Origin of the sequence: Kitasatospora sp. NPDC004614, assembly GCF_042873675.1 — a bacterium.
GTDB lineage: Bacteria > Actinomycetota > Actinomycetes > Streptomycetales > Streptomycetaceae > Kitasatospora.
Map to the genome: position 1 here is coordinate 27,665 of NZ_JBIALR010000027.1, position 25,893 is coordinate 53,557.

Below are 25,893 nucleotides of genomic sequence, written 5' to 3' on the forward strand. Positions count from 1 at the left end.
ATCAAGGCAAGTGCACCCCGAGAGAGGCTGTTTACCTTGGCCAGCGAGTTCCAGCGCAGCAAGCTCACCACCATGTTCCAGGCCTTCGACACCGACCGGAACGGCTACCTGGATCAGGACGACTTCCAGGACCTCGCCGACCGCTGGCACCGGCTGCCCCGGGTCGCCGACGATCCCGAACTCGCCGCGCGGGTAACGGAAGTGACGCTCGGCTGGTGGGACCATCTGTCCGCGGCGGCCGACCGCGACGGCGACGGCAGAGTCGGCCTGGACGAGATCCTCGCCATGGTCGACCGCCTGCCCGCGATGCTCGAATACGTCAACGCCACCTCCGACGCGGTCTTCGACGCCGTCGACGAGAACGGCGACGGCCGGATCTCCCGCGCCGAGCACCGCCACCTGGTCGACACCTGGCACGGCCGCGCCATCGACACCGGCGACGTCTTCGACCAGCTCGACCGGGACGGCGACGGCCACCTCGGCCGTTCCGAATTCGCCCTGCTCTGGGCACAGTTCTGGATCAGCGACAACCCCACCGACCCGGGCAACCTGCTCTGCGGGCCGCTCCCCGCACCCCCACACTGACCGTTCCGAGCGCTGTTGAATTTTGCATGTTCATGGATACCCTCTCCGCGGGCGGCGCGAACGGTCCGCACCGCGGAGGAGGGGTCGGGGTGGACAGGATCTCCACTGAGAACCGCGAGTTGACGCCAGGTCAGATCGTCGCGCCGGGGCTCGATCCGGTGCTGGCGGACCGGGTGACGGAGGCCCTGCTGCTGGCCGGCCTGCCGGTCGCGCACGGCGGCCACGGGCCGGGCGTGCACCTGGTGCCGGACGGCGGGGCGATCGCGCTGCGCTGGCTGGCCTCGCCCCGGCTGGAGGACGCGGCGACGGCGGGCGGCGGGCAGAACCCGGCGGCCACCGCCCGTCAACTGGTCGCCGACGCCCTCGAGAACGCACTCGCCGAACTGCTCCCCGCCTTCGACCTCGACGCGGAACGCACCGACGCCCCGGCCCGAACCACGGTGCGCGGCTCTGCCGCCCGGCCGGACACCGGCCCCACTCCCCCGCCGTCCGCCCCGGCCGCACCACCGCCGGTTCACCCCGGCGTCCGGGCCGAGATCGTCACGGCCGTCCGCCGCAGCGCGACCCTGGCAGGCCTCCCGGTGGCCACCCGCCCGGGCGGCGTGGGCATCACCCTGAACGACTGCGATGCGGCCGGCCTGGCCGACCTCGGCTGGAACCCGTCGCCGCGCCTCGCCGCACCGGACTTGACCATCGCCGTCCAGGACGCCATGCGCCACGCCCTCGGCATCGCCCTGCGCGCCACCGGCCTCGACCTCGGCTGGCACCGCCCGTCCGGCCGCCCGGCCCAACTCCGCGCCCACGGCCCGGCCTGAACCACGCACCGCTGCCAGGCCGCAGGTGTCGGCAACTCCGTTGGCACGACGGCGATATGCGCACGCCACCACCCAACTCGAATGGCGTGACACGGACTTCACGGAACACGTCCAAGCGGCGACGCCACCGACGGGCCGAGGCCCACCGGCAGCGCCACCGCGGACGTCGAACCGCTGTCAGTCGATGCTGAAGTCGCCCGTGAAGTCGGCGTCCTTCACGCCACCGGCCGGGGCGCCGATGGTGCATTCGATCCCACCGGCGACCAGGCTGGTCTTGAAGGTGCCGGTGAAGCCGTGGCCCTCGAACTGGCCGCTGCGCACGTGGCCCGACACATGCCCGACGTTGAGGGTGGAGTTGTCGATCTGGACGTCGAGGATGCTCTCCGCCGTTTCGCCATCCTCTTCGGTCCATTCGATCTTGGCGCTGCCCTTGCCGCTGCCCGAGCTGCCGCTGGCCAGACAGGAGAGGGAGACGTCATCGAAGCTCATGGTGAGCTTCGCGGTCATGATGTCGAACTCGCTGAAGTCGTCGCACGCGCCTTCCTGGCCCTGGTAGGAGACGTGCTGCGCACGCGGGAACAGCTCCACGCCGGGGTTGAAGTGGACCTGGCCGGCGGCCTGGCACGAGACCTTCACGGCCGTCGGCGCGGCGCTGGCCGCCGCCGGGGCGACGAGGGCCGCGCCGAGGGGCAGCACGGCGCACGCGGCGGCAACGGCGGCCTTACGGGCACGGGAACGGGAAGTGCGGAGCATGGGCGTTCCTTTCGGGGAACGGAAGGGGAATTCGGCCGAACCGGCGGCCGAGACCCATGATGCGCACACAAACGAGCTTCGCGGCTGGCCGTGCTGGGCCAACCGTCTGAACCAACTCGCACGGTTCTTCGCCTGATTCAGGCGTTTCCACGGGCTTCGGCGGGCCCGCCGACCGCTGCCGCGATCTGCCTGCCCGGCTTGCACCGGTCGGGTGACGCGGAGGCCTACTCCTCAAACGGACGACCAACCGGACGTTCCGGTCACCGTGAACTCGCGCGAGGGCGCGCATGACGGTCCACACCGGCTGCCACGGGCCGTCGGGCGGGGCCGGCGTCGCGGCGGCGGGCGCGTTCGGCGCGGAGGGCGGTGCTGCCCCGGCTCCTCGTCGCGTCAATTCGCTTTCGCCCGACCGCCGTTGAGGTCCGGCAACCGGAGGGTGTTCAGTCCCGGCTCACCCGCACGCCGCCCACCAGCCCCCAGGCCGCGACGTGCACCGTCGGGCCGCCGGCGACGGTCGGGCCGTCGTCGCTGACGCCGCCGAGGCGGATGCCGGTGACCTTGACGCGGACTTCGGGGCGGACCCGGAGGTGGACGCCGCCGACCAGGCTGAGCTTGGTGATGCGGAGTTCGGCGCCGTCGGGGATGTCGACCTCGGTGAGGTCGATGTCGGCGCCGCCGACCAGGGAGGCGGTCAGGGTGCGGGCGTGGATCTCGGCGCCTTCGAGGCGGGTGCCTCCGACCAGGCTGATGTGGACGTCGGTGGTGTCGTTCCCCGTGTTGGTCATGGCCGTCACCTTAGGGAATGCGGGGCGACCGGCGGAAGTGCCGGGCCGGACACGCGTCCGGCCCGAATGTCAGTGCGAGACGAGACGATACGGGCATGAACGACACCGCTCTGCTCTCCGCCGGCGACTACGCCGATGCCGTCACCTCCGCCGTCGAGGCCGCGGCCGCCTACTACGGCGACGGGTCCACCTCGCTGGGCGACGACGAGTACGACGCCCTGCTGCGGGCGATCGCCGGGTACGAGGAGGCGCACCCGGACGAGGTGCTGCCGCAGTCGCCGACCGGCAAGGTGGCCGGTGGCGCGGCGCAGGGCGATGTGCCGCACAGTGTGCCGATGCTGTCGCTGGACAACGTCTTCTCGGAGGAGGAACTCGCCGACTGGGCGGCCGGGTTGGAGCGCCGGCTGGGCCGCCCGGTGGCGGCCTGGTGCGTGGAGCCGAAGCTGGACGGGCTGGCCGTCGCGGCCCGCTACCGGGCGGGCCGGCTGCACCGGCTGATCACGCGCGGCGACGGCCTGGCGGGCGAGGAGATCAGCCACGCGGCGGGCGACGTGCTGGGCCTGCCGGCCGTCCTGACCGAGCCGGTGGACGTCGAGCTGCGCGGTGAAGTGCTGTTCACCCGCGAGCAGTTCGACCGCGCCAACGAGGTCCGCACCGCGCACGGCGCGCCCCCGTTCGCCAACCCGCGCAACGGCGCGGCCGGCACCCTGCGGGCCAAGGACCGCCCGTACCGGGTGGAGTTGACGTTCTTCGCGTACGGCGCGGTCGGCTTCGACGACGGCCTGGCGCACAGCGCGCTGCTGGCCCGGCTGGCCGAGCTGGGGGCGAACACGGCGGCGAGCACGGACGCGGCGCCGGTGCGCTGCGTGACGGTCGATCAGGTGCAGGAGCGGGTGGCGCAGATCGCGGCGCTGCGGGCGGCGCTGCCGTTCGGCATCGACGGCGTGGTGATCAAGGCGGACGAGGCGGCGGACCAGCGCGAGGCGGGCAGCGGTTCGCGGGCACCGCGCTGGGCCGTGGCCCGCAAGCTGGCGGCCGAGCACAAGGTGACCACGCTGCTCGGCGTGGAGTGGAACGTGGGCCGTACCGGCATCATCGCGCCGCGGGCGGTGCTGGAGCCGGTGGTGATCGACGGCGTGACGGTGACGTACGCGACGCTGCACAACCCGGCCGACATCGAGCGGCGCGGGCTGATGCTGGGCGACCGGGTCTTCGTGCACCGCGCGGGGGATGTCATTCCGCGGGTGGAGGCGCCGCTGGTGGACCAGCGCACCGGCGCGGAGCGGCCGATCGTCTTCCCGGAGGCGTGCCCGCGCTGCGGCGAGGCGATCGACGCCAGCGAGCAGCGCTGGCGGTGCGTCCGGGGCCGCAACTGTCAGGCGGTGGCGTCGATCATCTACGCGGCGGGCCGGGACCAGTTGGACATCGAGGGTCTGGGTTCGACCCGCGCGGTGCAGCTGGTGGAGGCGGGCCTGGTGGCGGATCTGGCGGACGTGTTCACGCTGACGCGGGAGCAGCTGCTGGCGCTGGAGCGGATGGGCGAGACGTCCACGGACAATCTGCTGGCGGCGATCGGGACCGCCCGCAGCCAGCCGCTGCACCGGGTGTTCTGCGCGCTCGGCATTCGCGGCACCGGCCGCAGCATGTCGCGCCGGATCGCCGCGCACTTCGGTTCGATGGCGGCGATCCGCGCGGCGGACGCGGACACGCTGGCGGCGGTGGACGGCATCGGCCCGGAGAAGGCCCGCCTGCTGGTGACCGAACTCGCCGAGCTGTCCGGCCTGTTGGACCGGCTGGCCGCCGAGGGCGTGGGCACGGCCGTCACCGAGCCGCAGGCCCCGGCGGCCACCGAATCCGCCGATGGGGGTGCGCTGGCGGGCCAGGCGGTGGTGGTCACCGGCAGCATGACGGGCCCGCTGGCGGAGCTGTCGCGCAACGAGATGAACGAGCTGATCGAGCGGGCCGGCGGCAAGTCCTCGTCCTCGGTCTCCAAGCGCACCACGCTGCTGGTGGCGGGCGAGAAGGCGGGATCGAAGCGGGCGAAGGCGGAGGAGCTGGGCATCCGGATCGTCTCCCCGGACGAGTTCGCCGCCCTGGTCGCGGAGCACCTGCCGCAGCAGGGCTGAGATCGGGCCGTCACCGCGTCACGGGGCGGCCCTCACAGCGCGGTGGCGATCAGGGCGATCGCGCCGACGCAGGACACGGCGAGCACCCCGTTGCGGGTGGCGGTGAGGGACAGGCGCGGGGAGAGTGCCATGCCGGTGGCCGCGCCGACGGCGAGGGCGGCCACGGCGGGCCAGGACGGCAGGACGAAGCCGACGACGGCGACGGTGGCCACGTTCTGCACCAGGAAGAAGGCGTGCAGGGTTGCTCTGGCCTGCCTCGGGGGCCAGCCCGCGTTGGCGGCGTACAGGCCGATCGGGGGGCCGCCGACGCCGCCGATGACGTTCAGTCCGGCGCTGGCCAGGCCGCTGATCCAGGCGCCGGCCGGGCGTTGCAGGAACGCCGAACGCAGCCCGCAGGCGAGCAGTGTGACGCCGGCCAGCACGCCGACGCCGGCGGCGATGGCGAGCAGCCGGGTGTCGACGGCGCCGAGCAGCCAGACGGCGACGGGGGTGCCGAGCAGGGTGGGCACCAGCAGGCGGCCGGTGTCCCGGGGGCGGATGTGCCGCCAGTCCCGGGACAGCGGCAGCAGCGAGGCGAGCAGGGCGAGCGCCAGCACGGTGGCGACGCCGCGGTGCGGGCCGAGCGCGGCGATCAGGGCGGGCGCGGAGATCAGCGAGAACCCCATGCCGGTGGCGGCCTGGGCGAACGCGCCGAGCGCGACGGCCGCCACGGCGAGAGTGTCGGGTCCGGTCACGGGGTGCGGTCCAGGGTGCAGCTGCGCTGGAACCACAGGGCGACGGCCATCAGCGCGGCGGGCAGGACGGTGAAGCCGAGCAGCAGCGCGTTCAGGGCTGTGCCGCTCTGTGCGGTGGTGTGGCCGCCGGTGCTGGAGATGAAGCCGCCGAGGGCGAGCGCGGCAGAGTACAGGTAGGGGCCGACGGCGGTGCCGGTGGCCTCGGTGGCGGTCCACACGCCGGTGTAGGCGCCGGCCTTGGACGAGCCGGCGGCGTTCACGGCATTGACGGCATTGTCGGCATCGGACGAGCCGGCGGCATTGACGGCGTCGGACGAGCCGGCGGCGTTCACGGCGTCGGACAGCATGGAGAACGCGAAGAGTTGCAGGCCGGAGAAGGCGATGCCCATGGCCATCACGACGACGGCGGTGAGCGCGGTGCCGACCCCGCCGGCCAGCAGGGCGCCGGGCAGCAGGGCGAGCGAGCCGGTGGCGAACACGGCCTGGGAGAGCAGCAGTCCGCGCTGTTTGCCGATCCGTCGCGACCAGGCGGTCCAGGCGGGTCCGGCGAACATCGCGGGGCCGAGGAACAGGCCCATGAACAGCGCCGTCAACTTGGCGTTGTGGAACAGGTACTGGGTGACGTAGGGCAGCGCGGCCAGGAACAGATGGGTTGTTGTGCCGGTGAACAGGTAGGAGGCCACCAGGGCGCGGAAGTTGCGGTCCTGGCGGGCGATCCGCAGGTCGGCGAGGGTGGAGTGGCCGGCCCGCGGGTCGGGCGGGCGGAAGCCGCAGGCGTCGGTGAGGCCGCGGACGCCGCGCAGTGCGACGGCGGCGGAGGCGGTCATCGCGACGGCCAGCAGCAGGGCCATCCGGGTGTAGTCGCCGCGGCCGCCGCCGGCCGCGAGGGCGGGGGCGGCGACGCCTGCGCCGAGCAGGCCGATCGTCAGCAGGGCCATCCGGAACATGAAGACCCGGGTGCGCTCGTGGTAGCCGACGAGCAGGTCGGAGGGGGTGGTGAGGTAGGGCACCTGGAAGGCGGCGAACAGCAGGTTGCCGATGATCAGCCAGCCACCGACCCACAACGCGGCTGGTGCGCCGGTGAGTTGGCCCGGGACGGTGAACATGGCGGCCATCGCGAGGCCGAGCAGCAGTCCGGTGCGCATCATCCGGCGGCGGTGGCCGTGGACGCGGGCCTGCCGGTCGGAGCGGGAGCCGAGCAGCGGGTGGACGACGATGTCGACGATCTTGGGCAGCAGCAGGGCGAGGCCGGCCACGGCGGCGGGGACGCCGAGCACGTCGGTGAGGAAGTAGAGCAGCAGCAGGCCGGGCACGGTGACCCAGACGCCCACGCCGACGGAGCCGGTGGCGTACAGGGTGAGGGTGCGGCGGCCGGCTCTGGGGGACGGCGGGGCCTGCTCCGGCCGGGCCGGCGACGGAGGGGCCTGCTCCGGTCGGGCCGGCGACGGCGGGGCCTGCTCCGGTCGGGCGTGGGGGTCCGTCACGGGGTGCTCCGGTGGCGGGCGGCGACGCCGGCGGCGAGCGGGGCGTCGTCGAAGGCGCCGGCGGCGGCGCGCTTGGCGAGGGTGCCGGTGACGATCCGGTCGGTGAGCGCGGGCAGGTGCCGGGCGAGGAAGAACTCGACGGCGCCCTTGCGGGTGGTGGGCAGGTCGCGGCGGGCCCGGACGGCGAGCGCGGCGCGTTCGATGGTGTCGAGGACGCCGTCCAGCGGCTCGTAGACGCTCATGCCGTCGAGGGAGAGTCCGGCGGCCTTGGTGGAGTCGTGGATGGGGCTGCGCACGGCGGACGGGTAGACGCAGGTGACGGTGACGTGGGTGCCGAGTTCGAGGCGCAGCGCGTCGGCGTAGGCGACCATGGCGCGCTTGGAGGCGCCGTAGGCGGCGGCGAGCGGGAGCTGCATGACGGCCATCCGGGAGGTGACCATGACGACCCGGCCGCGGGCGGCGACGAGGGCGTCCACGCAGGCGGCGGTGGTGCGCCAGGTGCCGAGCAGGTTGATCTCCAACTGGCGGCGGACTTCGTCGCCGGGGGCGAGTTCGGCGGGGGCGGGGCCGCCGATGCCGGCGTTGTTGACCAGGATGTCGAGGCCGCCGAGGGTGTCGAGGGCTTCGGCGACGGCGGTGGTGACATTGGCGCCGTCGGTGATGTCGCAGCGCAGCACGGTGAACGGTTCGTCGCCGGTGGGGCGCAGGTCGAGGCCGATGACGTGGGCGCCGGCCCGGGTGAGGCGTTCGCCGAGGGAGCGGCCGATGGTGCCGGAGGCGCCGGTGATCAGTACGCGGCGGCCGCGCGGGTCCTGACGGCGATCGAACAGTCGGATCGTCATATCGCTGCCTTCGTGGTGAGGTTGGGGCGGGCGACGGCTCGGCGGGCACCGGCCCGCAGTTCGCGGGGCACGGCGGCGGTGTACTGGTCGAAGTCGATCCGCATCATCGGCCGCTTGGCGCCCCAGCGGCGGACGGCGGCGGCGTGCATGCGCTGGACGTGCGCGCGCTGCTGCTCGGGCGTGGGCAGCGCGTAGCGGCCGGCCAGGTGGGCGGCGACCAGCTTGCCCTGGGCCTCGACGACGGGGAGCGCGGCACCGGTGGACTGCATCAGGCCGACGAAGCTCAGCGTGGGGTCGTCGAGGTGGAAGACCCGCTGGTAGAGCGGCAGTTCCTCGGGGTCGTCGCCGGTCCAGCGCTCGTCCAGGAACGGGATGGTGACGTGGTAGCCGGTGGCCCAGACGATCACGTCGACCCGGTCGGCGGTGCCGTCGGTGAACAGCACCCGGTTGCCGTCGAGCCGTTCGATGCCGGGACGGGCCTCGACCTCGCCGTGGGTGAGCCGGTGCAGGATGGTGTCGCTGATCGTGGGGTGGTTCTGGAACAGCCCGCCTGCCGGCTTGGGCAGGCCGTACCGCTCGGGCGTGCCGACGGCGAGCCGCAGCACGGTCTGCGCGACAGCCTGCCGGATCCGCCAGGGCAGCACGGACAGCGCGCCACCGGTGGCGTCGGACGGGCGGCCGAACAGGTACTTGGGCACGATGTGGCTGCCGTGCCGGGCGGAGAGCAGCACCGGCCCGTGCGAGACGTGCGAGGCGTCGACGGCGATGTCCATCGCGGAGTTGCCCATGCCGACGACCAGCACCCGGCGGCCCTTGTACGTGTCGGCGCTGTGGTGGTCGTGGGCGTGCATCTGGGTGCCGTCGAAGTGGCCGGGATAGCCGGGGCTGGGCCATTTCGGTTCGCGATTGTGGCCGTTGGCGACCACCACGGCGCCGAACTTCTCAATCCCGGCTGCCTGTTCGGTGCCGACCGCCGTCTCGACCTCCCAGTGGGTGTCGGCGCGGCGGACGGCGGTGACGTCGGTGTGGAACCGGACCCGCTCGGTGACGCCGAACCGGTGGGCATACTCGGCGAGGTAGCCGGCCACCCGGGCGGCCGACGGGTAGTCGGGCCAGTGCTCGGGCATCGGGTGGTCGACGAACTGGGTACGGCCCCTGCTGGTGTTCAGGTGCAGGCTGTCGTACGACGGTGACGTCCCGGCGCTGTCGTCGCCCGCCCACAGGCCGCCGACCCGGTCGCCGCGTTCCAGCACGGTGACGTCCAGGTCGTGGTCGAGCAGCGCCTTGGCCGTAGCGAGCCCGGCCGCGCCGGCACCGATCACCGCCACCTTCGTGGAGCCCATGGCCGGGCCCTCCTCTCCGTGGAAGGCGCTCATTCAATCGAATGATGGAGGAATGGGCAATGCTCCGTGACCTGCGACTTTTCGCTCCGTCATGTGATTGAAACCGGCACTCCGCCTCGGGTAGCCTCGGCCCATGAGCACCCGGTCCGACGACGGTCCCCGCGAACGCATCCTGGCGACCGCCACCCGACTGTTCGCCGAGCGCGGCTACGACGCCACCAGTACCCGGGCGATCGGCGACGCCGTCGGGCTGAACATCGCCACCGTCGCCTACCACGTGGGCGCGAAGCCGGAGTTGTACCGCGAGGTGATGCGCCGGGCCCATCTCGCCCAGCGCGAGGTGGTGACCGCCGCCGTCCGCCAGCTGCACACCTGCGGCCCGTCCGCCGAGGAGACCAGGGCGGCGCTGCTCGCCTTCGTCGACGCCTACCTGTCGTTCTGCCTGAACCACCCCGAGGTGCCGGCGCTGTGGATGCGCCGCTGGCTGGCCGAGGGCTCCGACCTGGCCGACATCGAGACCGAGTTCGCCGGCCCGCTGGTCGCCGAGGTCGCCGCCGCCGTCCGCGAGGTGCTCGCCCGGGCCGGCCTCGGCGCCGGGGTGGACGTCGAGATGCTGGTCTTCACCATCGTCTGGACGTCCCACTCCTTCGGCCAGGCCGGCGTCATCGACCCGGCCGGCCGCCGCCTCGGCCCGCTCGACCTGCCGGTCCTCGACCGTTTCCGGCACCACCTGCACACGGTGGTCACGGGCGTTCTCGACCAGTCCTGACGGCCGCTTTGAGGATGCCTCAGCTCTCTTCGCCTCAGCTCTCTTCGCCTCGGCTCTTCTCGGCTCGGCTCTCCTCGGCGCGGGCCAGCACCGCCGCGAACACCAGTGGCGCGAGGGCCTGGTAGCCGATCCACACCTCGCCACCCGCGCTGCTGCCGCCGTGCGCCAGCAGCAGCCCGGCGGCGGCGGTCAGCACCCAGCCGGCGTCGTAGCCGATCATCAGCCGGGTGTAGGTGCGGGCCGGCCGCCACCGCACGAAGCGGATCTCGGCCGCGCCGCAGATCAGCAGGGCCACCGCGCAGACGATCATCAGCCATGGCGCGACGCCGAGTTGGCCGCCGACCTGCACGGCCCCGAGTCCGAACACCGCCGCCAGCAGCACCTTGAAGGCGCCGTCGGCCACGATCCCCACCGTCCTGTTCCTCGCCATGCGAGTTCCCCTCCCCTGAGCATCTCAGTTTCCCGTAACGAGATTACGGTAATAATCAGACTATGCGAATGACGAGGGCCGAGGCCAAGGAACGCAACCGCCGGGCACTGCTGGACGCCGCCCTCCAGCTGGTATCCCGGGACGGCTACCGCGCGAAGCTGGACGAGATCGCCGCGCTGGCCGGGGTGACCACCGGGGCGGTGTACTCACTGTTCGGCAGCAAGAACGGCCTGGTGGTGGCCGTGGTCGCGGACCACCTGGGCCCGCACTACGCCGAACTCGAACAGGCCCTGCCGCGCGAACTCGACCTGCCGGCGGCGGTCGACGCCTTCGCCCGCCACTACCGCCGCAGCTGCGACCGCCCCGACGCGATGGCCGCACTGTCCCTGCAGGTGACGCTGCTGGACATGGCGGTGCACGACACCGACCTGCGCACCCGGCTGGCCGAGTCGGTGCGGGCCCAGGAGGCGCAGCTGGTGGAGCTGTTCGCCGGACGCGCGCTCGCCGGTGGCACGGTGACGGCGGATCGGGCGCAGCGCCTGGTCACCGCGCTGCGGGCGCTGTTCGTCGGGCTCACCCAGGGTGTGCTGCTGGGTCTGCACGACACGGCCGACGAGCAGTTCTTCGCGGATGCCGCGCGGGCGCTGACCCAACTCGCCTGACCGGCCTCGGCTTTCCCGCCCTCCAGCCTCCAACTCGAACAGCACTGTTCAAGTTGGAGGTTTTCCGGTATCCCTTAACCCGTACACCACTGTTCGAGTTACGGGGGGCCACCCATGCACGGCACCGCGCACCACCCACCGTCCACCCACGCCCCGGCCGCCGGGCATCCGCGCCGCCGGCTGCTGCTCGGGGTGCTCTGCCTGGCCCAGTTCATGCTGATCGTGGACGTCACGGTCATCAACGTCGCGCTGCCCGCGATCGGCGCCGACCTGCACCTCGGCCGCTCCGCGCTGACCTGGGCCGTCACCGCGTACACGCTCTGCTTCGGCGGGCTGATGCTGCTCGGCGGACGGCTGGCCGACGCGTTCGGGGCGCGCCGGGTCCTGACGGCCGGTCTGCTCCTGTTCACCGCCGCCTCGCTGGCCGGCGGCCTGGCCGACGGGCCCGCCGTCCTGCTCGCCGGACGCGCCGCCCAGGGCGTGGGCGCGGCCCTGGTCTCCCCCGCTGCGCTGGCCGCGCTGACCCGGGCGTTCGACGGGCCGGAGCGCACCAAGGCGCTCGGTGTGTGGGCGATGCTCGGCGGCATCGGCTTCGCCGCCGGCGCGATGCTCGGCGGGCTGCTCACCGCCGGACCGGGCTGGCACTGGGTGTTCTTCGTCAACCTGCCCGTCGGCCTCGGCGTCCTCGTCGCGCTGCCCGCGCTGCTCCCGTCCGCCCCGGCTGTCGGCGACCGGCGGATCGACCTGCCGGGCGCACTGCTGGTCACCGCCGCGACCGGCGCGCTGATCCTCGGGCTGGTCAACGCCGGTGACCACGACTGGAGTTCGGCCTCCGTCCTGCTGCCCCTCCTCGGCTCGGTGGTGCTCTACGGCCTGTTCGTCCTGCTGGAGCGCCGGACGGCCGCCCCGCTGATGGACGTCCGCATCCTGGCCCGCCGCCCGGTCGCCGCCGGCTCACTGCTGATGCTGGTCGCCACCGCGCTGCTGCTCGGCCTGGTCTTCCTCGCCTCGCTCTACCTGCAGGACGTCCGCCACCTGTCCGCGCTCGCCACCGGAGCACTGGTCCTGCCGATGGCGGCGGGCACCGCCGTCGCCGCCCACCTGACGGGCCACCTGCTCGCCCACGCGGGCGTCCGCACCGTCGCCGCCGGGGGCCTGCTGCTGGCCGCGGCCGGGAGCGTACTGCTCGCCGTCACGGACGGGCCTTGGTGGACGGTCGCCGGGCTGACGATCGCCGGGTTCGGGGTGGTGCCGGTGCTGGTCTGCGCGACCACCACCGCGCTCGGTTTCGTCCCGCACGAGGAGGCGGGCGTGGCGTCCGGCGTGGTCAACACCTTCCACGAGGTCGGCGGCGCGATCGGCATCGCGGTCGTCTCCACCGCCGCCGCCCCCGGCATCGTCGCCCACATCTCGGCCGGCTTCCCCACCGCCCACCTGGTCCTTGCCGCGGCCGCCCTGCTGATGGCCGCCCTCGCCCCGGTGCTGATCCCGCCGGGCCGCGCCGAACGGCCTGCGGGCATGCACGCGCACTGAGGCGACGCGCGCATGCGCGGGCGGGCGGGTGGCCTCCAAGGAGCCTGCGCAGAAATCGCACACCTCCCGCGCATGCGCGGGCGGGCGGGTGGCCTGCCGGCACCCCGCAGGACCCGAAAGAGACGGGCCTAGACTCCGACCATGGAATCCGACCAGCGCGGCGCCGCCGCGTCCACCCGGCGCGGCGGCTCCGGGCAGCCCCGGCGGGCCGATGCCGAACGCAACATCGCCGCGATCCTGGCCGCCGCCGCCGACTGCTTCGCCCGCGACCCGAAGGCCAGCATGACCGAGATCGCCGCCGCGGCGGGCGTCGGCCGGGTCACCCTGTACGCGCACTTTCCGTCCCGCGAGGCGCTGCTCGGCGAGTTGATGGACCGCGCGCTGCGCGAAGTCACGGCCACCGTCGCGGCCCAGCACCTGGAGCGCGCACCGGCCGACCAGGCCCTGCGCACCCTGCTGCGTTCGTCCTGGCACCTGCTCGACCGCAACCTGCGGATGCTGCACGCCGCCCGTCGCGCCCTGCCCGCGGAGACCGTCGAGGACCGGCACGCCGATGTCCTCGCCACCGTCGAGCAGTTGATCACCCGCGGGCAGGACGAGGGCGTCTTCCGCACCGACCTGCCCGCCCACTGGCTGGTCACCAGCGTCTACACGCTGATCCTCGCCGCGGGCGACCAGGTCGAGTCCGGCCGCTTCGGCTCCGCCGAGGCGCTGGCCGCCCTGGAGGCGACCGTCGGCTCCGCTCTGCGGAGCACCTGACCGGACGTCAGCGGTCGTCGCGCGGGCGGTCCCACTCGTCGGGCTCGTCCGGCCCGTACTCGGCCTCGGACTGCTCGCGCAGCTTCACCGCCCGCTTCTCGGACGCGGCGCGCTCCTCCGGCGACATGTTCGCCGCCGCCTCCCGCATCTCGCCGAGCCGCGCCCCGATCGCCGACAGGTACCGGTCGGACTCGACCACGTCCTTCATGCCGATCCGCCCGCTCAGCACCTCCCGGGCCATCTGCTGGAGCTCCGGCCCGACACCGTCCGCCTTCGCGATCGTCCGCAGCGCCCGGTGCAACTCCGCGGCCTGCGACGGGTTGTCGGCGACGTCGAGCAGGTCCGCGTCCGAGATCTCCGGCTCGCGATCGTCTGCTGCGCCCATGGCTGCCTCCTCGGGATCGGTGAATCAAGAGATCATAGTCCCCCGCCCGGAGGAGGCGTCATGTGCCCCGGCCTCGAGGCGGGTTCGCTCAGCAGTGGTCCTCGACGTAGAGCATCCGCCGCCCCGGCCCGGCCCGGAACTCGTGGGCCAGGTACCGCCCGGACCACGTCCCGCCAGGGCCCTTGTACTCGTCCTTGATCAGGGCCCAGAGCGTGGAACGCTCCGCCTCGGCCACGGATCGCGGGCTGATGCCGCCCATGTCCCCCCACACCACGGGCGTTGCCGCATCCTTCACCAGCCGACGGACGACGCGGAGGTCCAGGCGCTTGCGGTGGAGAACCCAGCAAGTGCCTTGCCCGTCAACGAGCGTGACGGGGTCGGCCAGGCTGTCGGGGTTCGCGGGGAACGACTTCATGCCGCGAGTCTTGCAGAGCCCGTCCGGACGGAGCGGGGTAATTCGATGGTCTCCCCGCTTCCGGTCCGGCGATACTGACCCGCCATGACGAGCGATGAGCACTCTGCCGATCCGGCGCTGCGCCGCGTGCTGGCCAAGGCGGGTGGGCCGGAACTGTTGGACGTGCTCTCCGAGGAGTTGACGGGTTCGGAGCTGACCACGCTGCTCCTGGAGGTCTTCCGGCGCCGCGCCGACCGGCTCACTCCGGCCGAGGTGATGCGGCGCTATCGCACCGACCGGTTCGTGACCCCGGCGCCGACCGGGTTCGCGCACCTGCGGCAGGCCGAGGACCTCCTGCTGTCCGCTCTGCCGGGCGACTTCCAGCTGGTCACCCTGGCCCCGCTGGTACCGCTGGCCGCGCACACGGCGGTGGCGACCGTGGATCCGCGCAAGGTCGTCGCCACCATCCGTGGCAGCGAGGTCGCCGCCGACCCGACCAATGCCCTGGCCCTGGAGGCGGCCGAGCGGAGATCCCGGGCCCTGGCCGCCGACCCCCGCTCCACCGTGCCCGTCCGGCTGGCCGCCGGCCAACGAGTCGTGCGTGCCCAGCACTTCGACGCGCCCGGCATGCTCGCCCACTTCCAGCTGTTCGCCCTGGTGACCGCCGGCCGGGACACCGGCAGCCGGGCGTTCGAGCACCAACACCTCGTCGAGCACCTGCGGTTCGCCGTCCGGGCGATGACACGCGCGGGCGCGCGCCGCACCGAGATCCGCCTCACCTGCCTCGACGAGCGCGCCGCGCCGGTCCTGGCCCGCACCCGGACGGAGCTGGCCGGGACACCGGGTGTCGACATCGTCGACGATCCCGACCGGGCGACCGGACGCGGCTACTACACCGACCTCTGCTACAAGATCCACGCCACCGTCCACGGCCGGCAACTGGAGGTCGCGGACGGCGGGTTCGTCGACTGGACCCAGCACCTCGTCGGAAGCCGCAAGGAACGCCTCCTGATCGGCGGATTCGGCGTCGACCGGCTCGCCGCGATGCTGACGCCACCCACCGCCCCCGAACCGTCGCCTCCGGGCCGGACCGGCTAGGAACTGCCCGTCCTGGCCCTCGGCGGCACGGAGGCGTGTTCATCGGGCAGGGGCGCGCCGGCGGCGAGTCGGCCGATCAACCGGCGGGCCGCTTCGGCGAGTTCGGGCGGGCCTTCGACGGTGAACGGACAGTCGAAGGTGACGAGGAAGCCGAGGATCCCCGACCAGGACCACGCCCCCATCCGGATCCGGGTGGTCCGCTCGTCGACCGCTTCGAAACTCGCCGCGCCCGGAGCCCACTTCGCCACCAGCGTCGCGGGGCACTCCATCAGGACAGTGCCCCAGCACGGCCAGGTGTCCGCGGTGTCCCCCCGGTCGGGCTGGCTCTGGACGAAACTGGCGAGGTCCGTCTCCGGCACCTCGCGGGGGCCGAACCGCCATGCGGTGGAGGCCAGTTGACCGATCCGGTCGAGCCGGTAGGTGTGCCACGAGTTTCGCCGCTGGTCGTACGCCACCAGGTACCAGCGCCCGGACCAGACGACGAGCCGGTGGGGCTCGGCCAGCACCTCCTCGCCCTCCACCGGCTCGCGGTCGACGGACCGGTAGGCAAACCGCACCAGCTCGCGCTGCTGCGCGGCGGCGCTCAGCTGCGCCAGCAGTGCGGGATCGACCTGGGGCGGGGCCAACTCCCAGGCGTTCTCGAGCTGTTCGACCGAGAAGGTGGCCAGCCTGCGGGCCAGGTGGGGAGGCAGCAGCTCCTTGATGGAGTTCAGCGCGCGCTTCGTGGCGTCCCCCATGCCGGTGACCGAGGCCGGGGCGGTCTGCAGGGCCAGCGCGATGGCGATGGCCTGCTCGTCGTCGACGACCAGCGGGGGCAGCCGAGCCCCGCGGGACAGCCGGTAGAAGCCGGAGGGGCCTTTGCGCGCCGTGACGGGATAGCCCAGTTCGCGCAGTCGGTTGATGTCGCGCCGGACCGTCCGCGGGGACACCCCCAGCCGCTCGGCCAGGCCGTCGCCGGTCCACTCCTTCTGGGCCTGCAGCAGGCTGAGCAGCTCCAGCGTTCGGTTGGCGATCACGGATTGCCCCCGGATTGGTGTGAGTAGCGGTCAGGTTACGTCCTCTTCTGCTGGCAGGGTGCCACTGGCTCGGAGGCCGGACGCCTCCGCCGCACCCCCATCGAACCTCCAACAGAACGGAAGAACGTCATGTCCGAGAATCCGGCTCGGCCCTCACCCACCGACCGGCGCGCCTGGTGGGGCCTGATCGCCGTCTCCCTCGGTGTCGCGCTGGTGGTCGTGGACTTCACCATCGTCAATGTGGTGATGCCACCGATCATCGACGACCTGGGGATCTCGGCCTTCGGCGCCCAGTGGATCCAGGAGTCCTACGCGATCGTGCTGGCCGCCCTGCTGCTGGTGGCGGGCCGCCTCTCGGACGTCCTGGGAGCGCGCAGGCTGTTCGTCGCCGGGACGGTGCTCTTCGGGCTGGCCAGCATCGCAGCGGCGGTGTCGCCCACCGGCGGGCTGCTGATCGCCGGCCGGTTCGCGCAGGGTGTCGGTGGCGCGATCATCATGCCGACGTCGCTGGCGCTGCTCAACCTGACCTTCCGGGGGCCGGACCGCGGCAAGGCGTTCGCCGTCTGGGGATCGACGATCGGGGCGGCGGCCGCGGTCGGACCGCTGCTGGGCGGTTGGCTCGCCGACTACTCCTGGCGGTGGGCGTTCGGCATCAACCTCGCGGTCGTCGCCCTGATCCTCTCCGGCGTCATGAGGTTTCTCCCGCTCTCCCCCCGCCGGCCGGGACGACTCGACGCCGTCGGCGCGGCGCTGTCGGTGCTGAGCCTCGGACTTCTCGCGTTCGCGCTGATCGAGGGACGCAACTACGGGTGGTGGGAACCGCGCAAGGACTTCGGCCCGTTCGGGCAGGGCACGGGCCTCTCGGTCGTCCCGGTCGCCCTGGTCGCCGCGGTGGCGTGTCTCGTCCTCTTCCTGCTCCGCCAGGCTCGGTGTACCCGGGGCAGCGGAACGGCGCCGCTGATGGACACCTCGCTGTTCGGCATCAAGTCCTTCAGCACGGGCAACATCGCGACATTCGTCATCGCCCTGGCCGAGTTCGGCATGCTCGCCGTGCTGCCGCTCTGGCTCCAGTACGCCCTGGGCTACTCGCCGGTCCGGACCGGGCTGCTGGTCTTCGTCGTCGCGGTCGGCAGCTTCTTCGCGAGCGGCGCGAGCTTCGGCCTGGCCGAGCGGACCGGCCCGGTCGGCCTGGTCCGGATCGGCCTGCTCCTGGAGGCCGCCGGCCTGCTGACGTTCGGCCTGCTGGCCCGCAGCGACTCCCCGTGGTGGGTCATCGCCACCGCCCTGTTCCTGTACGGCACCGGGGTCGGCTTCGCCACCGCCCAGGTCACCAACGTGGTCCTCGCGGACGTGCCACCGCAACACGCCGGCCAGGGCTCCGGAATCCAGAGCGCCGCGCGCCAACTCGGCTCCGCACTCGGCATCGCCGTCCTGACCTCGACGTTCTTCACCGCACTGGCCTCCGACCTGTCGCACCGCCTCCTCCGGCAGGGAACACCCGGGGCCGACGCCGCCCGGCTGTCCTCGGCGGTCTCCGACAGCGCCGGCGCGATGATCGCCCGGCTCGCCGACAACCCGCAGACGGCGCCCGCCGCCGACGCCGCACGCGACGCCATGTCCCACGCGGTCCGGGTCAACGGCTGGACCTGCGCCGCGCTGCTCGTCCTCGGCATGCTGGCAACGTTCCTCATCCCCCGGCCCGAGCGGGGCGCCCAGCAGCGGGGAGAGAGCAACGCTGCCGACCTGACCCACGCCTAGCTAGATCGCGGCGGCCAGCCTGGCGGCAGTCTCGGTCGCGGTGCGGCCCCAGCGGGGTGCTCCGGCGGTGAGGCGGGTGCGCAGGCCGCGCAGTTCGTGGCGGACCAGGGCGGGGAGGGTGGCGGGCGGGGTGTCGAGGAGGGGGGTGAGGGTGGCGACGGCGGTGTGCGGGTCGTCCTGGCAGAGGTGGCAGTCGGCGATGCGGGCGGTCAGCATGGCGCGGGCGGCGGGGAGTTCGCCGGTGCCGAGCAGGCCGAGCGCGGTGTGGGCGGCGTCGAGGGCGCGGCGGGCGAGGCGGGGGTCGCCGCTCGCGGCGGCGAGGTCGCGCAGGGCGGCGGCGGAGCCGGATTCGATCCGCATCCGCAGGGCCGGCGGGGCGAGCCAGGCGATGTGGGTCTCGATGGGCTCGGGCTGGTCGAGGTGGAGCCGGGCCCGGCCGAGGTGGTGGACGGTGGCGGGGACGTCGCGGGCCAGCGCGGTGGCGCGGGCCTCGCCGATCTGGGAGAGCGCGCCGGACCAGTGGTGGCCGGGTGCGGCGCGGCGGATCTCGCGGGCGTAGCCGCGGGAGGAGAACGGGTCGTCGTCGAGCAGCCCGAGCACGGCCATGTCGCTGAGGGCGGCGACCTGGGTGGCGGGGTCGCCGGCGAGTTGGGCCCAGCCGACGGCGCGGTCGAAGCAGGCCATCGCGGTGGCGGGGCGTCCGCCGTGCAGGCGCAGGCTGCCCGCGGCGTGGGCGTGTTCGGCGGCGAGTCGGGCGAGGACGCGGCGGTGCCGGGCGGGCGCGTCGGCGAGCCGGGCGACCACGGCGCGCAGCGTGGCCTCGATCACGGCGCCGGGTCCGCGTTCGCCCATCGCTCGCTCAGCGCTGTGGAGTTGGGCGCCGAGGACGGCGGCGAGGGCGTGCACGGTGTCGGTGTCGAGCGGCGCGGCGGGGTTGTCACAGAACGCCGAGTGCAGCGCCAACACGGCGTCGGGGGGCGGGAGTTGGCAGCCGGTGGCGCCGTGCAGCGGGCACTGCAGGTCGTGGTGGGGCAGCCGCTCGGGGAGGTGCTCGTGTGCTGCGGAACAAGCGGTCGCACTGGAGCCGGGGGGCAGCGGTGGCCGCAGCAGGTGGGCGGGCAGCGCGGGGCGGTCGGCCTCGGCGGTTTCGGCGCGTCCGTAGCAGCGGGTCAGTTCGCCGCTGGTGGAGAGGAGTTCGTCGAGGCGGCGGACGAGTCGGGGGGTGGCGCGGCGGGCGCCGTGTTCGAGGCGGCTGACGGCGGTGTGGTCGTAGCCGACGGCGGCGCCGAGTTGGGCCTGGGTCCAGCCGGCGTGGCGGCGCCAGTGGCGCAGCAGCGCGCCGAATTCCTGCCAGCCGCCACTGCCACTGCCCAGGTCGCTGCCGCTGCCGCCGCCACCGCCACTGCCACTGCCGCTGCCGCTGCCCAGGTCGATACCGCTGTCGATGCCGCTGCCGATGGCACCGCTGCTGTCCGGCATGGTGTCCGGGTCGGTTGCGCCCAGCATTCGCCGCCACCTCCCCGAAGGCTTCGCCGCCCCCGCCCGTGCGGGGGGCGGTATCGAGAAGGTACCGAACCGACCCCGGCCGCGTACATGGCGTGGTCTGTACCTGTTGTTTTCCAACTGCCGCCGGGGTCGGGGCATTTGACGGAACTTGCCAGCTCTTGGCAGGCCCTGTCAGCTCCGTTGACCGTGGCATGGCGACGGTGTGAGGGTTCCGGGCACCCCCACACCTGTGGCACCCCCACATCATAGGAGCTCTGAATGAAACGCAGATTGCTGACCGCCGGCACCACCCTGGCCGTGCTGGGCGGCATGCTCGGCGGTTTCGCCGGGCAGGCAGCTGCCTCGCCCGCGCCCGCTCCGCTCGCGCCCACCCCACTGGCCGCAGCGGTCTCGGCGGCGGACCTGGCCGCGTCGGCCGGCCTGGACGCGCTGGCCAAGGGTCCTGACGAGTCGTACGAGCGACAGTCCGTCACCCCGTTCCTGGGCGGCCTGTACTCGGTGTCCTACGAGCGCACCTACAAGGGCCTGCCGGTGGTCGGCGGCGACGCGGTGGTGCTCGCCGACGGCCAGGGCAAGGTCCGGGCGGTGCAGAACGCGAAGTCCGGCCCGGTCGGGGTCCCGACGAAGGCGAAGATCGACGCCGCGGCCGCGGAGAAGGCGGCCCGGGCGAAGCTGGCGAAGGTCGACTCCGCCGAGTCCCCGCGGCTGGTGGTCCGGGTCAAGGACGGCACCTCGCGCCTGGCCTGGGAGTCGGTGCTGTCGGGTTCGGACGGGAACCGGCCGAGCCACCTGCACGTGTTCGTCGACGCGATCACCGGCGAGGTCGCCGACAGCTACGACGACGTGAAGGCCGGCACCATCAACAGCAAGTGGAACGGCCCGTCGCCGCTGACCATCTCCACCACCGGCTCCGGCAGTTCGTTCTCGCTGCGCGACCCGAACCGTCCGGGCCTGCAGTGTTCGGACTACTCGACGGGTTCGGTGTTCAGCAAGTCCTCCGACTCCTGGGGCACGGGCAACCCGACCTCGAAGGAGACCGGCTGCGCCGACGCGATGTTCGCGGCGCAGAAGGAGTGGGACATGCTCCGTGACTGGCTGGGCCGCAACGGCCACAACGGCAACGGCGGCAGCTGGCCGGTGAAGGTCGGTCTGAACGACATCAACGCGTACTGGGACGGCTCGACCATTTCGATCGGCCACAGCCAGGCCAACGAGTGGATCGCCGCGATGGACGTGGTGGGCCACGAGTTCGGCCACGGCCTCGACCAGTACACGCCGGGTGGCGCGTCCAGCAACGAGGCGGGCCTGGGCGAGGCGACCGGCGACATCATGGGTGCGCTGACCGAGGCGTACGCCAACGAGCCGGCGCCGTACGACTCCCCGGACTACACGGTCGGCGAGATGATCAACCTGGTCGGGCAGGGCCCGATCCGGGTGATGTACAACCCCTCGCAGATATCCGGGAACCCGAACTGCTACTCGGCGTCCATCCCGAACACCGAGGAGCACGCGGCGGCCGGCCCGCTGAACCACTGGTTCTACCTGCTGGCGGAGGGTTCGAACCCGGGCGGCGGCAAGCCGTCCAGCCCGACCTGCAACTCCTCCTCCAACCTGACCGGCGTCGGCATCCAGAACGCGGGCAAGATCTTCTACGGTGGCATGCTGCTGAAGACCAGCGGCATGACGTACAAGAAGTACCGCACCGCGACCCTGACGGCTGCGAAGAACCTGGACCCCACCTGCAACCTGCACGCCCGCACCAAGGCCGCCTGGGACGCCGTCAGCGTGCCGGCCCAGCCCGGCGACCCGAGCTGCACCGGCACCCCGACCAGTGACTACTCGCTGGCGCTGAGCCCGTCCGCGGGCACCGTGCAGCAGGGCGCCTCGACCACCGCGACGGTCTCCACGGCCGTGACCTCGGGTTCGGCGGCGAACGTCTCGCTGTCCGTGAGCGGCGCGCCGACCGGCACCACCGCGGCGGTCTCCCCGTCGAGCGTGCAGACCGGCGGTTCGGCGACGCTGAACATCAGCGTCGGGGCGAACACCCCGGCGGGCACCTACCCGCTGACCGTGACCGGCTCCGGCCCGGCCACCCACACCGCGCAGTACCAGCTGACGGTGAGCGGCGGTGGCGGCAACCCCGGCGGCTCGGCCCCGGACATCGACGTGGCCAAGGTGCAGGCGCACCTGAGCCAGCTGTACACCGTGGCGCAGCAGAACGGCGGCAACCGCCGGGCGGGCAGCGCGGGTTACACGCAGTCGCTGGCGTACGTGAAGGGCAAGCTTCAGGCGGCGGGCTACACCGTCACCGAGCAGACCTGCACCTCGTGCAGCTACACCTCGAACAACCTGATCGCGGACTGGCCGGGCGGCCCGTCGGACCAGGTCACCATGTTCGGCGCGCACCTGGACTCGGTCTCGGCCGGCCCGGGAATCAACGACAACGGCTCGGGTTCGGCGGTGCTGCTGGAGAACGCGCTCGTGCTGGCGCAGCAGAACCCGACCATGAGCAAGCACGTCCGGTTCGCCTGGTGGGCCGGTGAGGAGCAGGGCCTGCAGGGCTCGGCGTACTACGTCGGCCAACTGTCCTCGGCCCAGCGCTCGGCGATCAAGGGCTACTACAACTTCGACATGGTCGGCTCGCCGAACGCCGGCTACTTCGTCAACAACGTCAACTCGGCCACCGCGGCGCCGCTGAAGGCGTACTGGGACTCGTTGAACCTCCAGCCGGAGGAGAACGTCGAGGGCCAGGGCCGTTCCGACGACTACTCGTTCCAGCAGGCCGGCATCCCGACCTCGGGCTACGCGGCGGGTGCGGACGCCGTGAAGACGTCCGGGCAGGCCGCCAAGTGGGGTGGTACGGCGGGCCGTTCGTACGACTCCTGCTACCACCAGTCCTGCGACACCACCTCGAACGTCGACGCGACGGTGCTGAACCGCAACGCCGACGGTGTGGCGTACGCGATCTGGAAGACCTCGGTGGGCGGCACCACCACGCCGGTCAACGACTTCAGCGTGTCGGTGAACCCGGCCACCGGTACCGTCCAGGCCGGTTCGTCCGCCACCGCGACGCTCTCCACGGCGACCACCTCCGGCTCGGCGCAGAGCGTGTCGCTGACCGCGAGCGGCGCGCCGTCCGGCGCCACCGTCTCGTTCAGCCCGTCCACCGTCTCCAGCGGTGGCAGCTCGTCCCTGACGGTCGCCACCTCGGCGTCCACCCCGGCCGGCACGTACACCATCACGCTGACCGGCACCGGCGCCTCGGCCACCCACGCCACCACCTTCACCCTGGTGGTGAACGGCGGCGGCAGCGGCGGCACCACCTGGGCGGCGGGCGTCAACTACAACGCGGGTGACGTGGTCACCTACAACGGCGTCAGCTACCGCTGCCTGCAGGCCCACACCTCGCAGAGCACCTGGACGCCGGACGTGGTTCCCGCCCTCTGGCAGCGCGTCTAGCAGCCGCAGCGTGGGCGGTGCCGCGGCCGGTCGGGGGACCGGTCGCGGCACCGCTCGCTGTCCGGCGTGCGGTCAGCCGGCAGGCGCATGGCGGCCACTCCGGCCTGGTGGCGGTCAGCCGGGCAGGCGCACGGCGGCCACTCCGGCCTGGTGCTCGCCGAACCCCCAGCCCATGACGAGCGAGCAGCCGGCCGCGTCCAGCACGTCGCTCCATGGCCAGTGCTCGGAGCCGCTGCAGAAGCCGCCCTCGCTGCGCGCATCGGCCTCGGTGCGGCAGAGCGCGCGCAGGTGGTCGCGGAGCCCGGGGTGGGCGACCGCGCGCAGCGGCGCCTCCCAGGTCTCGTCCCCGGGACGGTCGATGCTCACGTCGTGCCCGGTCACCAGGTGTTCGGGGCCGCGCTCGGTGAAGGTCGCGGCCCGCATCGCCTCGTCCAGGGTGCCGCCGGTGGCGACGCGCAGAACGACGGTCAGCCAGTGGTTCAGCCGCACGCACGCCTCGTCGCTCAGGTCGACCCCGTGGCGGCGCAGCAGCGGTGCCAGCTCCGCGCCCCGCACCACCGCGCCGTCCGTGTCGTCCACGGCGGCGACGGCGCGCAGGTCGGCGACGAAGGCCTCGTCGAACGGCCTCGGGCCCTTGTGCCCGTCCGCGCCCCACGCGCCCGTTCCGGCGAGCAGGTCGGGGTCGAAGCGGAACAGCGAGGCGCCCAGGTCGAACTGCCAGTTCCACGGGGAGAAGGGGTGCGGGCCGTCCGGGTCCGGCAGGTAGCCCGGCTCGGCCGCCGACAGGGCGTCGGGGGTGGCCCAGGTGTTGGGGAACAGGAACTCGTCGAGGGTGTCCGAGGCGTAGTACGCCCCGTACCGGGCGCCGGCGGGTTCCGCCGCCACGCCGTCGCCGAGGAATATCGCGAAGGCGTCGGCCAGCGCGGCGTCCCATCCGCCGGGTTCCGTATCGGTCGTCACGGGTGAACCTCTCCTACCTGTCGTTTCACGGGAGTTGAGGAACGGTACCGACTGCCGGCGACAGGCGTTTTACGTTCCCCAGACGGGCCGTGTCCGTACGATGGCGCCCGGGCGGACCCGGAAAGGGCTGTCCGGCCGCCGGGGGAAGGGTCGTCCGTTGTCGCACCGTGCCGCTGTGCTCGCCCGATTGCGGGCAATCAGCTCTTCGAAGCGGCCCGCCGGCCGGCGTTCGGCGCTGCGCGGGCTGGTGGTGCCGGCGGTGGTGGCGCTGGTGCTGGCGTTCGTGCTGAAGACCTTCGTGTTCCAGGTGTTCGTGATCCCGTCCGGGTCGATGATGGGCACCCTGCAGAAGGGCGACCGGGTCGCGGTCGACAAGTTCAGCCCGTGGCTCGGGGACACTCCGCAGCGCGGCGAGGTGGTGGTGTTCCGCGACCCGGGCGGCTGGCTCCCCGGCAAGTCGGACACCGGGGGCGTCGCCGGCGGTGTCCGCAACGTGCTGAGCTGGGTCGGGCTGGCGCCGTCCGCGGACGAGAAGGACCTGATCAAGCGGGTCGTCGCGGTCGCGGGCGACACCGTCGACTGCCGCGCCGGCCACCCCCTGACGGTGAACGGCACCACCCTCGACGAGCCGTACCTCTACCCCGGCGCTACGCCCTGCGACGACTACCCCGTGGGAACCGTCACCGTCCCGCCGGGCCACCTGTGGGTGATGGGCGACCACCGCAACGACTCCGCCGACTCCCGCTACCAGCAGCTCTACAACCCCGGCGGCGGCTTCGTCCCGGTCGACCACGTCATCGGCCGCGCCCGCGTTCTGCTCTGGCCCCTCCCCCGCTGGGCCTCGCTGCCCGTCCCCGACACCTTCCACCACCTCGGCTGACGGCCGGCCCATCCGCAGGTTCGGCAGCCGGGCCGCCACGGCTGCGCCCAGCCGGCGGCGATCTCGGTGTCGTCGGGCCGTACGCCGCCCGGAAGTTGAGGGTCCGTCATTGTTCGACCATAGCGCCGTGTCCGGTTTCCGCCGGTGCGGCGGTCCGCGCTGCTCGAGAATCCCGCCGGTGACCACACACCCGCGGGGAATCCGGATCAGGCACCGCGGCGCTCTTCCGCAGGTGCACCCCAGCGCCTATGTCGCGCCGACGGCCACGCTGGTCGGCGATGTGCGGATCGGGCCCCGCGCGCGGGTGATGTACGGCGCGGTGCTGGATGCCGAGGGCGCGTTCGTCGAGGTCGGGGAGGCGACGGTGGTGTGCGAGAACGCCGTCCTGCGGGCCTCCGCCGTCGCCGCCGAGCAGCCCGTCACTCTCGCCGACCACGTGTTCGTCGGCCCGCACGCCACGCTGCTGGGGTGCACCGTGCAGCGCTGCGCGTATCTGGCCACCTCGGCGAGTGTGCTGCAGGAGGCCCGGGTCGGCGCGGGGACGGTGGTCGCCGTCTCCGCGCTCGTCCATGCCCGCACGGTACTTCCGGACGAGTTCTTCGTTCCCCCGCACTGCCTCGCCGTCGGCGACCCGGTGCGGATCTTCGCGCCCGGTGACCCGGCCGTGCCGCAGGCCATCGCCGAACTCGGCTTCGCGGGCGTGGCGTTCGGCATCGACGCCGCGCTGACCGACCGCCTGGCCCGCTACGAGCGCATCGCCGAGGTGCGCGTGCGGGAGTTCGGCGCGCACCTGGACGACCTCCGGGAGCGGTGAACC

General features: G+C 73.0%; 24 protein-coding genes. 12 read left to right on the top strand and 12 right to left on the bottom strand.

The genetic code is table 11. The annotated features are described in order from the left end of the window. Window positions 1–36 precede the first annotated feature (36 nt). Both ACFYST_RS33900 and ACFYST_RS33905 read left to right on the top strand, forming a co-directional pair. The gene (locus tag ACFYST_RS33900; protein ID WP_387868035.1) at window positions 37–585 is read left to right on the top strand and encodes an EF-hand domain-containing protein; all 549 of its coding nucleotides are present in this window, start codon (window positions 37–39) and stop codon (window positions 583–585) included. An 89-nt stretch (window positions 586–674) separates the two neighbouring features. Continuing rightward, a complete protein-coding gene (locus tag ACFYST_RS33905) occupies window positions 675–1,400 on the top strand; it encodes a hypothetical protein (protein WP_387868037.1) in 726 nt (241 codons plus the stop codon). Between the two features lie 177 nt (window positions 1,401–1,577). Here the strand turns inward: ACFYST_RS33905 and ACFYST_RS33910 are convergent, their stop codons facing one another. Together ACFYST_RS33910 and ACFYST_RS33915 are read right to left on the bottom strand one after the other, a co-directional pair. Next, complete coding sequence (locus tag ACFYST_RS33910) at window positions 1,578–2,153, bottom strand: hypothetical protein (protein ID WP_387868039.1); 576 nt, start codon at window positions 2,151–2,153, stop codon at window positions 1,578–1,580. 440 nt (window positions 2,154–2,593) lie between these two features. Beyond that, on the bottom strand, window positions 2,594–2,938 hold the full coding sequence (locus ACFYST_RS33915) for a hypothetical protein (protein ID WP_387641857.1): 345 nt from the start codon (window positions 2,936–2,938) through the stop codon (window positions 2,594–2,596). A gap of 95 nt (window positions 2,939–3,033) precedes the next feature. Between ACFYST_RS33915 and ligA the strand changes: the two genes are divergently transcribed. Next, a complete protein-coding gene (ligA, locus tag ACFYST_RS33920; protein ID WP_387868041.1) occupies window positions 3,034–5,064 on the top strand; it encodes an NAD-dependent DNA ligase LigA in 2,031 nt (676 codons plus the stop codon). A gap of 32 nt (window positions 5,065–5,096) precedes the next feature. On the opposite strand, the gene ACFYST_RS33925 is transcribed toward ligA, so the two are convergent. From ACFYST_RS33925 to ACFYST_RS33940, 4 genes are read right to left on the bottom strand one after another with little or no spacing between them, the layout of a single operon-like run. Next, window positions 5,097–5,798 carry a sulfite exporter TauE/SafE family protein gene (locus tag ACFYST_RS33925; RefSeq protein WP_387868042.1) on the bottom strand — a complete coding sequence of 234 codons (702 nt, stop codon included), beginning with the start codon at window positions 5,796–5,798 and terminating at the stop codon, window positions 5,097–5,099. Next, complete coding sequence (locus ACFYST_RS33930; RefSeq protein WP_387868045.1) at window positions 5,795–7,282, bottom strand: MFS transporter; 1,488 nt, start codon at window positions 7,280–7,282, stop codon at window positions 5,795–5,797. Before ACFYST_RS33930 ends, ACFYST_RS33925 begins: the two co-directional genes overlap by 4 nt. After that, window positions 7,279–8,124: an SDR family NAD(P)-dependent oxidoreductase gene (locus ACFYST_RS33935; protein ID WP_387641847.1), complete on the bottom strand. Its 846-nt coding sequence runs from the start codon at window positions 8,122–8,124 to the stop codon at window positions 7,279–7,281. Before ACFYST_RS33935 ends, ACFYST_RS33930 begins: the two co-directional genes overlap by 4 nt. After that, complete coding sequence (locus ACFYST_RS33940) at window positions 8,121–9,467, bottom strand: flavin-containing monooxygenase (RefSeq protein ID WP_387868046.1); 1,347 nt, start codon at window positions 9,465–9,467, stop codon at window positions 8,121–8,123. Before ACFYST_RS33940 ends, ACFYST_RS33935 begins: the two co-directional genes overlap by 4 nt. A gap of 133 nt (window positions 9,468–9,600) precedes the next feature. Between ACFYST_RS33940 and ACFYST_RS33945 the strand changes: the two genes are divergently transcribed. Further along, window positions 9,601–10,236 (top strand): TetR/AcrR family transcriptional regulator, encoded by a 636-nt coding sequence (locus ACFYST_RS33945; protein ID WP_387641841.1) that lies wholly within the window; start codon window positions 9,601–9,603, stop codon window positions 10,234–10,236. Between the two features lie 34 nt (window positions 10,237–10,270). On the opposite strand, the gene ACFYST_RS33950 is transcribed toward ACFYST_RS33945, so the two are convergent. After that, complete coding sequence (locus ACFYST_RS33950; RefSeq protein WP_387868049.1) at window positions 10,271–10,666, bottom strand: hypothetical protein; 396 nt, start codon at window positions 10,664–10,666, stop codon at window positions 10,271–10,273. Window positions 10,667–10,734: 68 nt separating this feature from the next. On the opposite strand from ACFYST_RS33950, the gene ACFYST_RS33955 reads away from it, so the two are divergent. The 3 genes from ACFYST_RS33955 (at window position 10,735) to ACFYST_RS33965 (ending at window position 13,620) form a co-directional block, all read left to right on the top strand. Further along, window positions 10,735–11,328 (top strand): TetR/AcrR family transcriptional regulator, encoded by a 594-nt coding sequence (locus ACFYST_RS33955; protein ID WP_387868051.1) that lies wholly within the window; start codon window positions 10,735–10,737, stop codon window positions 11,326–11,328. A gap of 114 nt (window positions 11,329–11,442) precedes the next feature. Beyond that, entirely contained in the window at window positions 11,443–12,861 is a 1,419-nt protein-coding gene (locus ACFYST_RS33960) for an MFS transporter (RefSeq protein WP_387868054.1), read from the top strand. 141 nt (window positions 12,862–13,002) lie between these two features. After that, window positions 13,003–13,620 carry a TetR/AcrR family transcriptional regulator gene (locus ACFYST_RS33965; RefSeq protein ID WP_387868056.1) on the top strand — a complete coding sequence of 206 codons (618 nt, stop codon included), beginning with the start codon at window positions 13,003–13,005 and terminating at the stop codon, window positions 13,618–13,620. 7 nt (window positions 13,621–13,627) lie between these two features. Here the strand turns inward: ACFYST_RS33965 and ACFYST_RS33970 are convergent, their stop codons facing one another. Together ACFYST_RS33970 and ACFYST_RS33975 are read right to left on the bottom strand one after the other, a co-directional pair. Next, window positions 13,628–14,005, bottom strand: a complete 378-nt coding sequence (locus ACFYST_RS33970; RefSeq protein WP_387641829.1) for a hypothetical protein — start codon at window positions 14,003–14,005, stop codon at window positions 13,628–13,630. An 88-nt stretch (window positions 14,006–14,093) separates the two neighbouring features. After that, window positions 14,094–14,420: a hypothetical protein gene (locus ACFYST_RS33975; RefSeq protein WP_387868058.1), complete on the bottom strand. Its 327-nt coding sequence runs from the start codon at window positions 14,418–14,420 to the stop codon at window positions 14,094–14,096. 84 nt (window positions 14,421–14,504) lie between these two features. Between ACFYST_RS33975 and ACFYST_RS33980 the strand changes: the two genes are divergently transcribed. Continuing rightward, entirely contained in the window at window positions 14,505–15,497 is a 993-nt protein-coding gene (locus tag ACFYST_RS33980) for a hypothetical protein (RefSeq protein WP_387868061.1), read from the top strand. On the opposite strand, the gene ACFYST_RS33985 is transcribed toward ACFYST_RS33980, so the two are convergent. Next, window positions 15,494–16,513: a helix-turn-helix transcriptional regulator gene (locus ACFYST_RS33985; protein WP_387868063.1), complete on the bottom strand. Its 1,020-nt coding sequence runs from the start codon at window positions 16,511–16,513 to the stop codon at window positions 15,494–15,496. The genes ACFYST_RS33980 and ACFYST_RS33985 overlap by 4 nt on opposite strands. Window positions 16,514–16,642: 129 nt before the next feature. On the opposite strand from ACFYST_RS33985, the gene ACFYST_RS33990 reads away from it, so the two are divergent. Beyond that, window positions 16,643–18,271, top strand: coding sequence for an MFS transporter (locus ACFYST_RS33990; protein ID WP_387868065.1), 1,629 nt, complete (start codon window positions 16,643–16,645; stop codon window positions 18,269–18,271). On the opposite strand, the gene ACFYST_RS33995 is transcribed toward ACFYST_RS33990, so the two are convergent. After that, window positions 18,272–19,777 carry a helix-turn-helix domain-containing protein gene (locus ACFYST_RS33995; RefSeq protein ID WP_387868067.1) on the bottom strand — a complete coding sequence of 502 codons (1,506 nt, stop codon included), beginning with the start codon at window positions 19,775–19,777 and terminating at the stop codon, window positions 18,272–18,274. It abuts the gene before it with no gap. Window positions 19,778–20,035: 258 nt separating this feature from the next. Here ACFYST_RS33995 and ACFYST_RS34000 point away from each other — a divergent pair, with 258 nt between their 5' ends. Next, window positions 20,036–23,236: a M28 family peptidase gene (locus tag ACFYST_RS34000; protein ID WP_387868070.1), complete on the top strand. Its 3,201-nt coding sequence runs from the start codon at window positions 20,036–20,038 to the stop codon at window positions 23,234–23,236. Window positions 23,237–23,350: 114 nt separating this feature from the next. Here ACFYST_RS34000 and ACFYST_RS34005 read toward each other — a convergent pair whose 3' ends face one another. Next, entirely contained in the window at window positions 23,351–24,196 is an 846-nt protein-coding gene (locus tag ACFYST_RS34005) for a hypothetical protein (protein WP_387868072.1), read from the bottom strand. Window positions 24,197–24,371: 175 nt separating this feature from the next. On the opposite strand from ACFYST_RS34005, the gene lepB reads away from it, so the two are divergent. Together lepB and ACFYST_RS34015 are read left to right on the top strand one after the other, a co-directional pair. Continuing rightward, a complete protein-coding gene (gene lepB, locus ACFYST_RS34010; RefSeq protein ID WP_387868075.1) occupies window positions 24,372–25,076 on the top strand; it encodes a signal peptidase I in 705 nt (234 codons plus the stop codon). 178 nt (window positions 25,077–25,254) lie between these two features. Further along, window positions 25,255–25,890 carry a gamma carbonic anhydrase family protein gene (locus tag ACFYST_RS34015; protein WP_387868078.1) on the top strand — a complete coding sequence of 212 codons (636 nt, stop codon included), beginning with the start codon at window positions 25,255–25,257 and terminating at the stop codon, window positions 25,888–25,890. Window positions 25,891–25,893 lie beyond the last annotated feature (3 nt).

Excerpts from the sequence above, each read along its gene's own strand:
- ACFYST_RS33910 (WP_387868039.1), bottom strand. The coding sequence starts at position 2,153 with ATGCTCCGCACTTCCCGTTCCCGTGCCCGTAAGGCCGCCGTTGCCGCC.
- ACFYST_RS33915 (WP_387641857.1), bottom strand. The coding sequence starts at position 2,938 with ATGACCAACACGGGGAACGACACCACCGACGTCCACATCAGCCTGGTC.
- ligA (WP_387868041.1), top strand. The coding sequence starts at position 3,034 with ATGAACGACACCGCTCTGCTCTCCGCCGGCGACTACGCCGATGCCGTC.
- ACFYST_RS33935 (WP_387641847.1), bottom strand. The coding sequence starts at position 8,124 with ATGACGATCCGACTGTTCGATCGCCGTCAGGACCCGCGCGGCCGCCGC.
- ACFYST_RS33940 (WP_387868046.1), bottom strand. The coding sequence starts at position 9,467 with ATGGGCTCCACGAAGGTGGCGGTGATCGGTGCCGGCGCGGCCGGGCTC.
- ACFYST_RS33945 (WP_387641841.1), top strand. The coding sequence starts at position 9,601 with ATGAGCACCCGGTCCGACGACGGTCCCCGCGAACGCATCCTGGCGACC.
- ACFYST_RS33950 (WP_387868049.1), bottom strand. The coding sequence starts at position 10,666 with ATGGCGAGGAACAGGACGGTGGGGATCGTGGCCGACGGCGCCTTCAAG.
- ACFYST_RS33955 (WP_387868051.1), top strand. The coding sequence starts at position 10,735 with ATGACGAGGGCCGAGGCCAAGGAACGCAACCGCCGGGCACTGCTGGAC.
- ACFYST_RS33960 (WP_387868054.1), top strand. The coding sequence starts at position 11,443 with ATGCACGGCACCGCGCACCACCCACCGTCCACCCACGCCCCGGCCGCC.
- ACFYST_RS33965 (WP_387868056.1), top strand. The coding sequence starts at position 13,003 with ATGGAATCCGACCAGCGCGGCGCCGCCGCGTCCACCCGGCGCGGCGGC.
- ACFYST_RS33970 (WP_387641829.1), bottom strand. The coding sequence starts at position 14,005 with ATGGGCGCAGCAGACGATCGCGAGCCGGAGATCTCGGACGCGGACCTG.
- ACFYST_RS33975 (WP_387868058.1), bottom strand. The coding sequence starts at position 14,420 with ATGAAGTCGTTCCCCGCGAACCCCGACAGCCTGGCCGACCCCGTCACG.
- ACFYST_RS33980 (WP_387868061.1), top strand. The coding sequence starts at position 14,505 with ATGACGAGCGATGAGCACTCTGCCGATCCGGCGCTGCGCCGCGTGCTG.
- ACFYST_RS33990 (WP_387868065.1), top strand. The coding sequence starts at position 16,643 with ATGTCCGAGAATCCGGCTCGGCCCTCACCCACCGACCGGCGCGCCTGG.
- ACFYST_RS33995 (WP_387868067.1), bottom strand. The coding sequence starts at position 19,777 with ATGCTGGGCGCAACCGACCCGGACACCATGCCGGACAGCAGCGGTGCC.
- ACFYST_RS34000 (WP_387868070.1), top strand. The coding sequence starts at position 20,036 with ATGAAACGCAGATTGCTGACCGCCGGCACCACCCTGGCCGTGCTGGGC.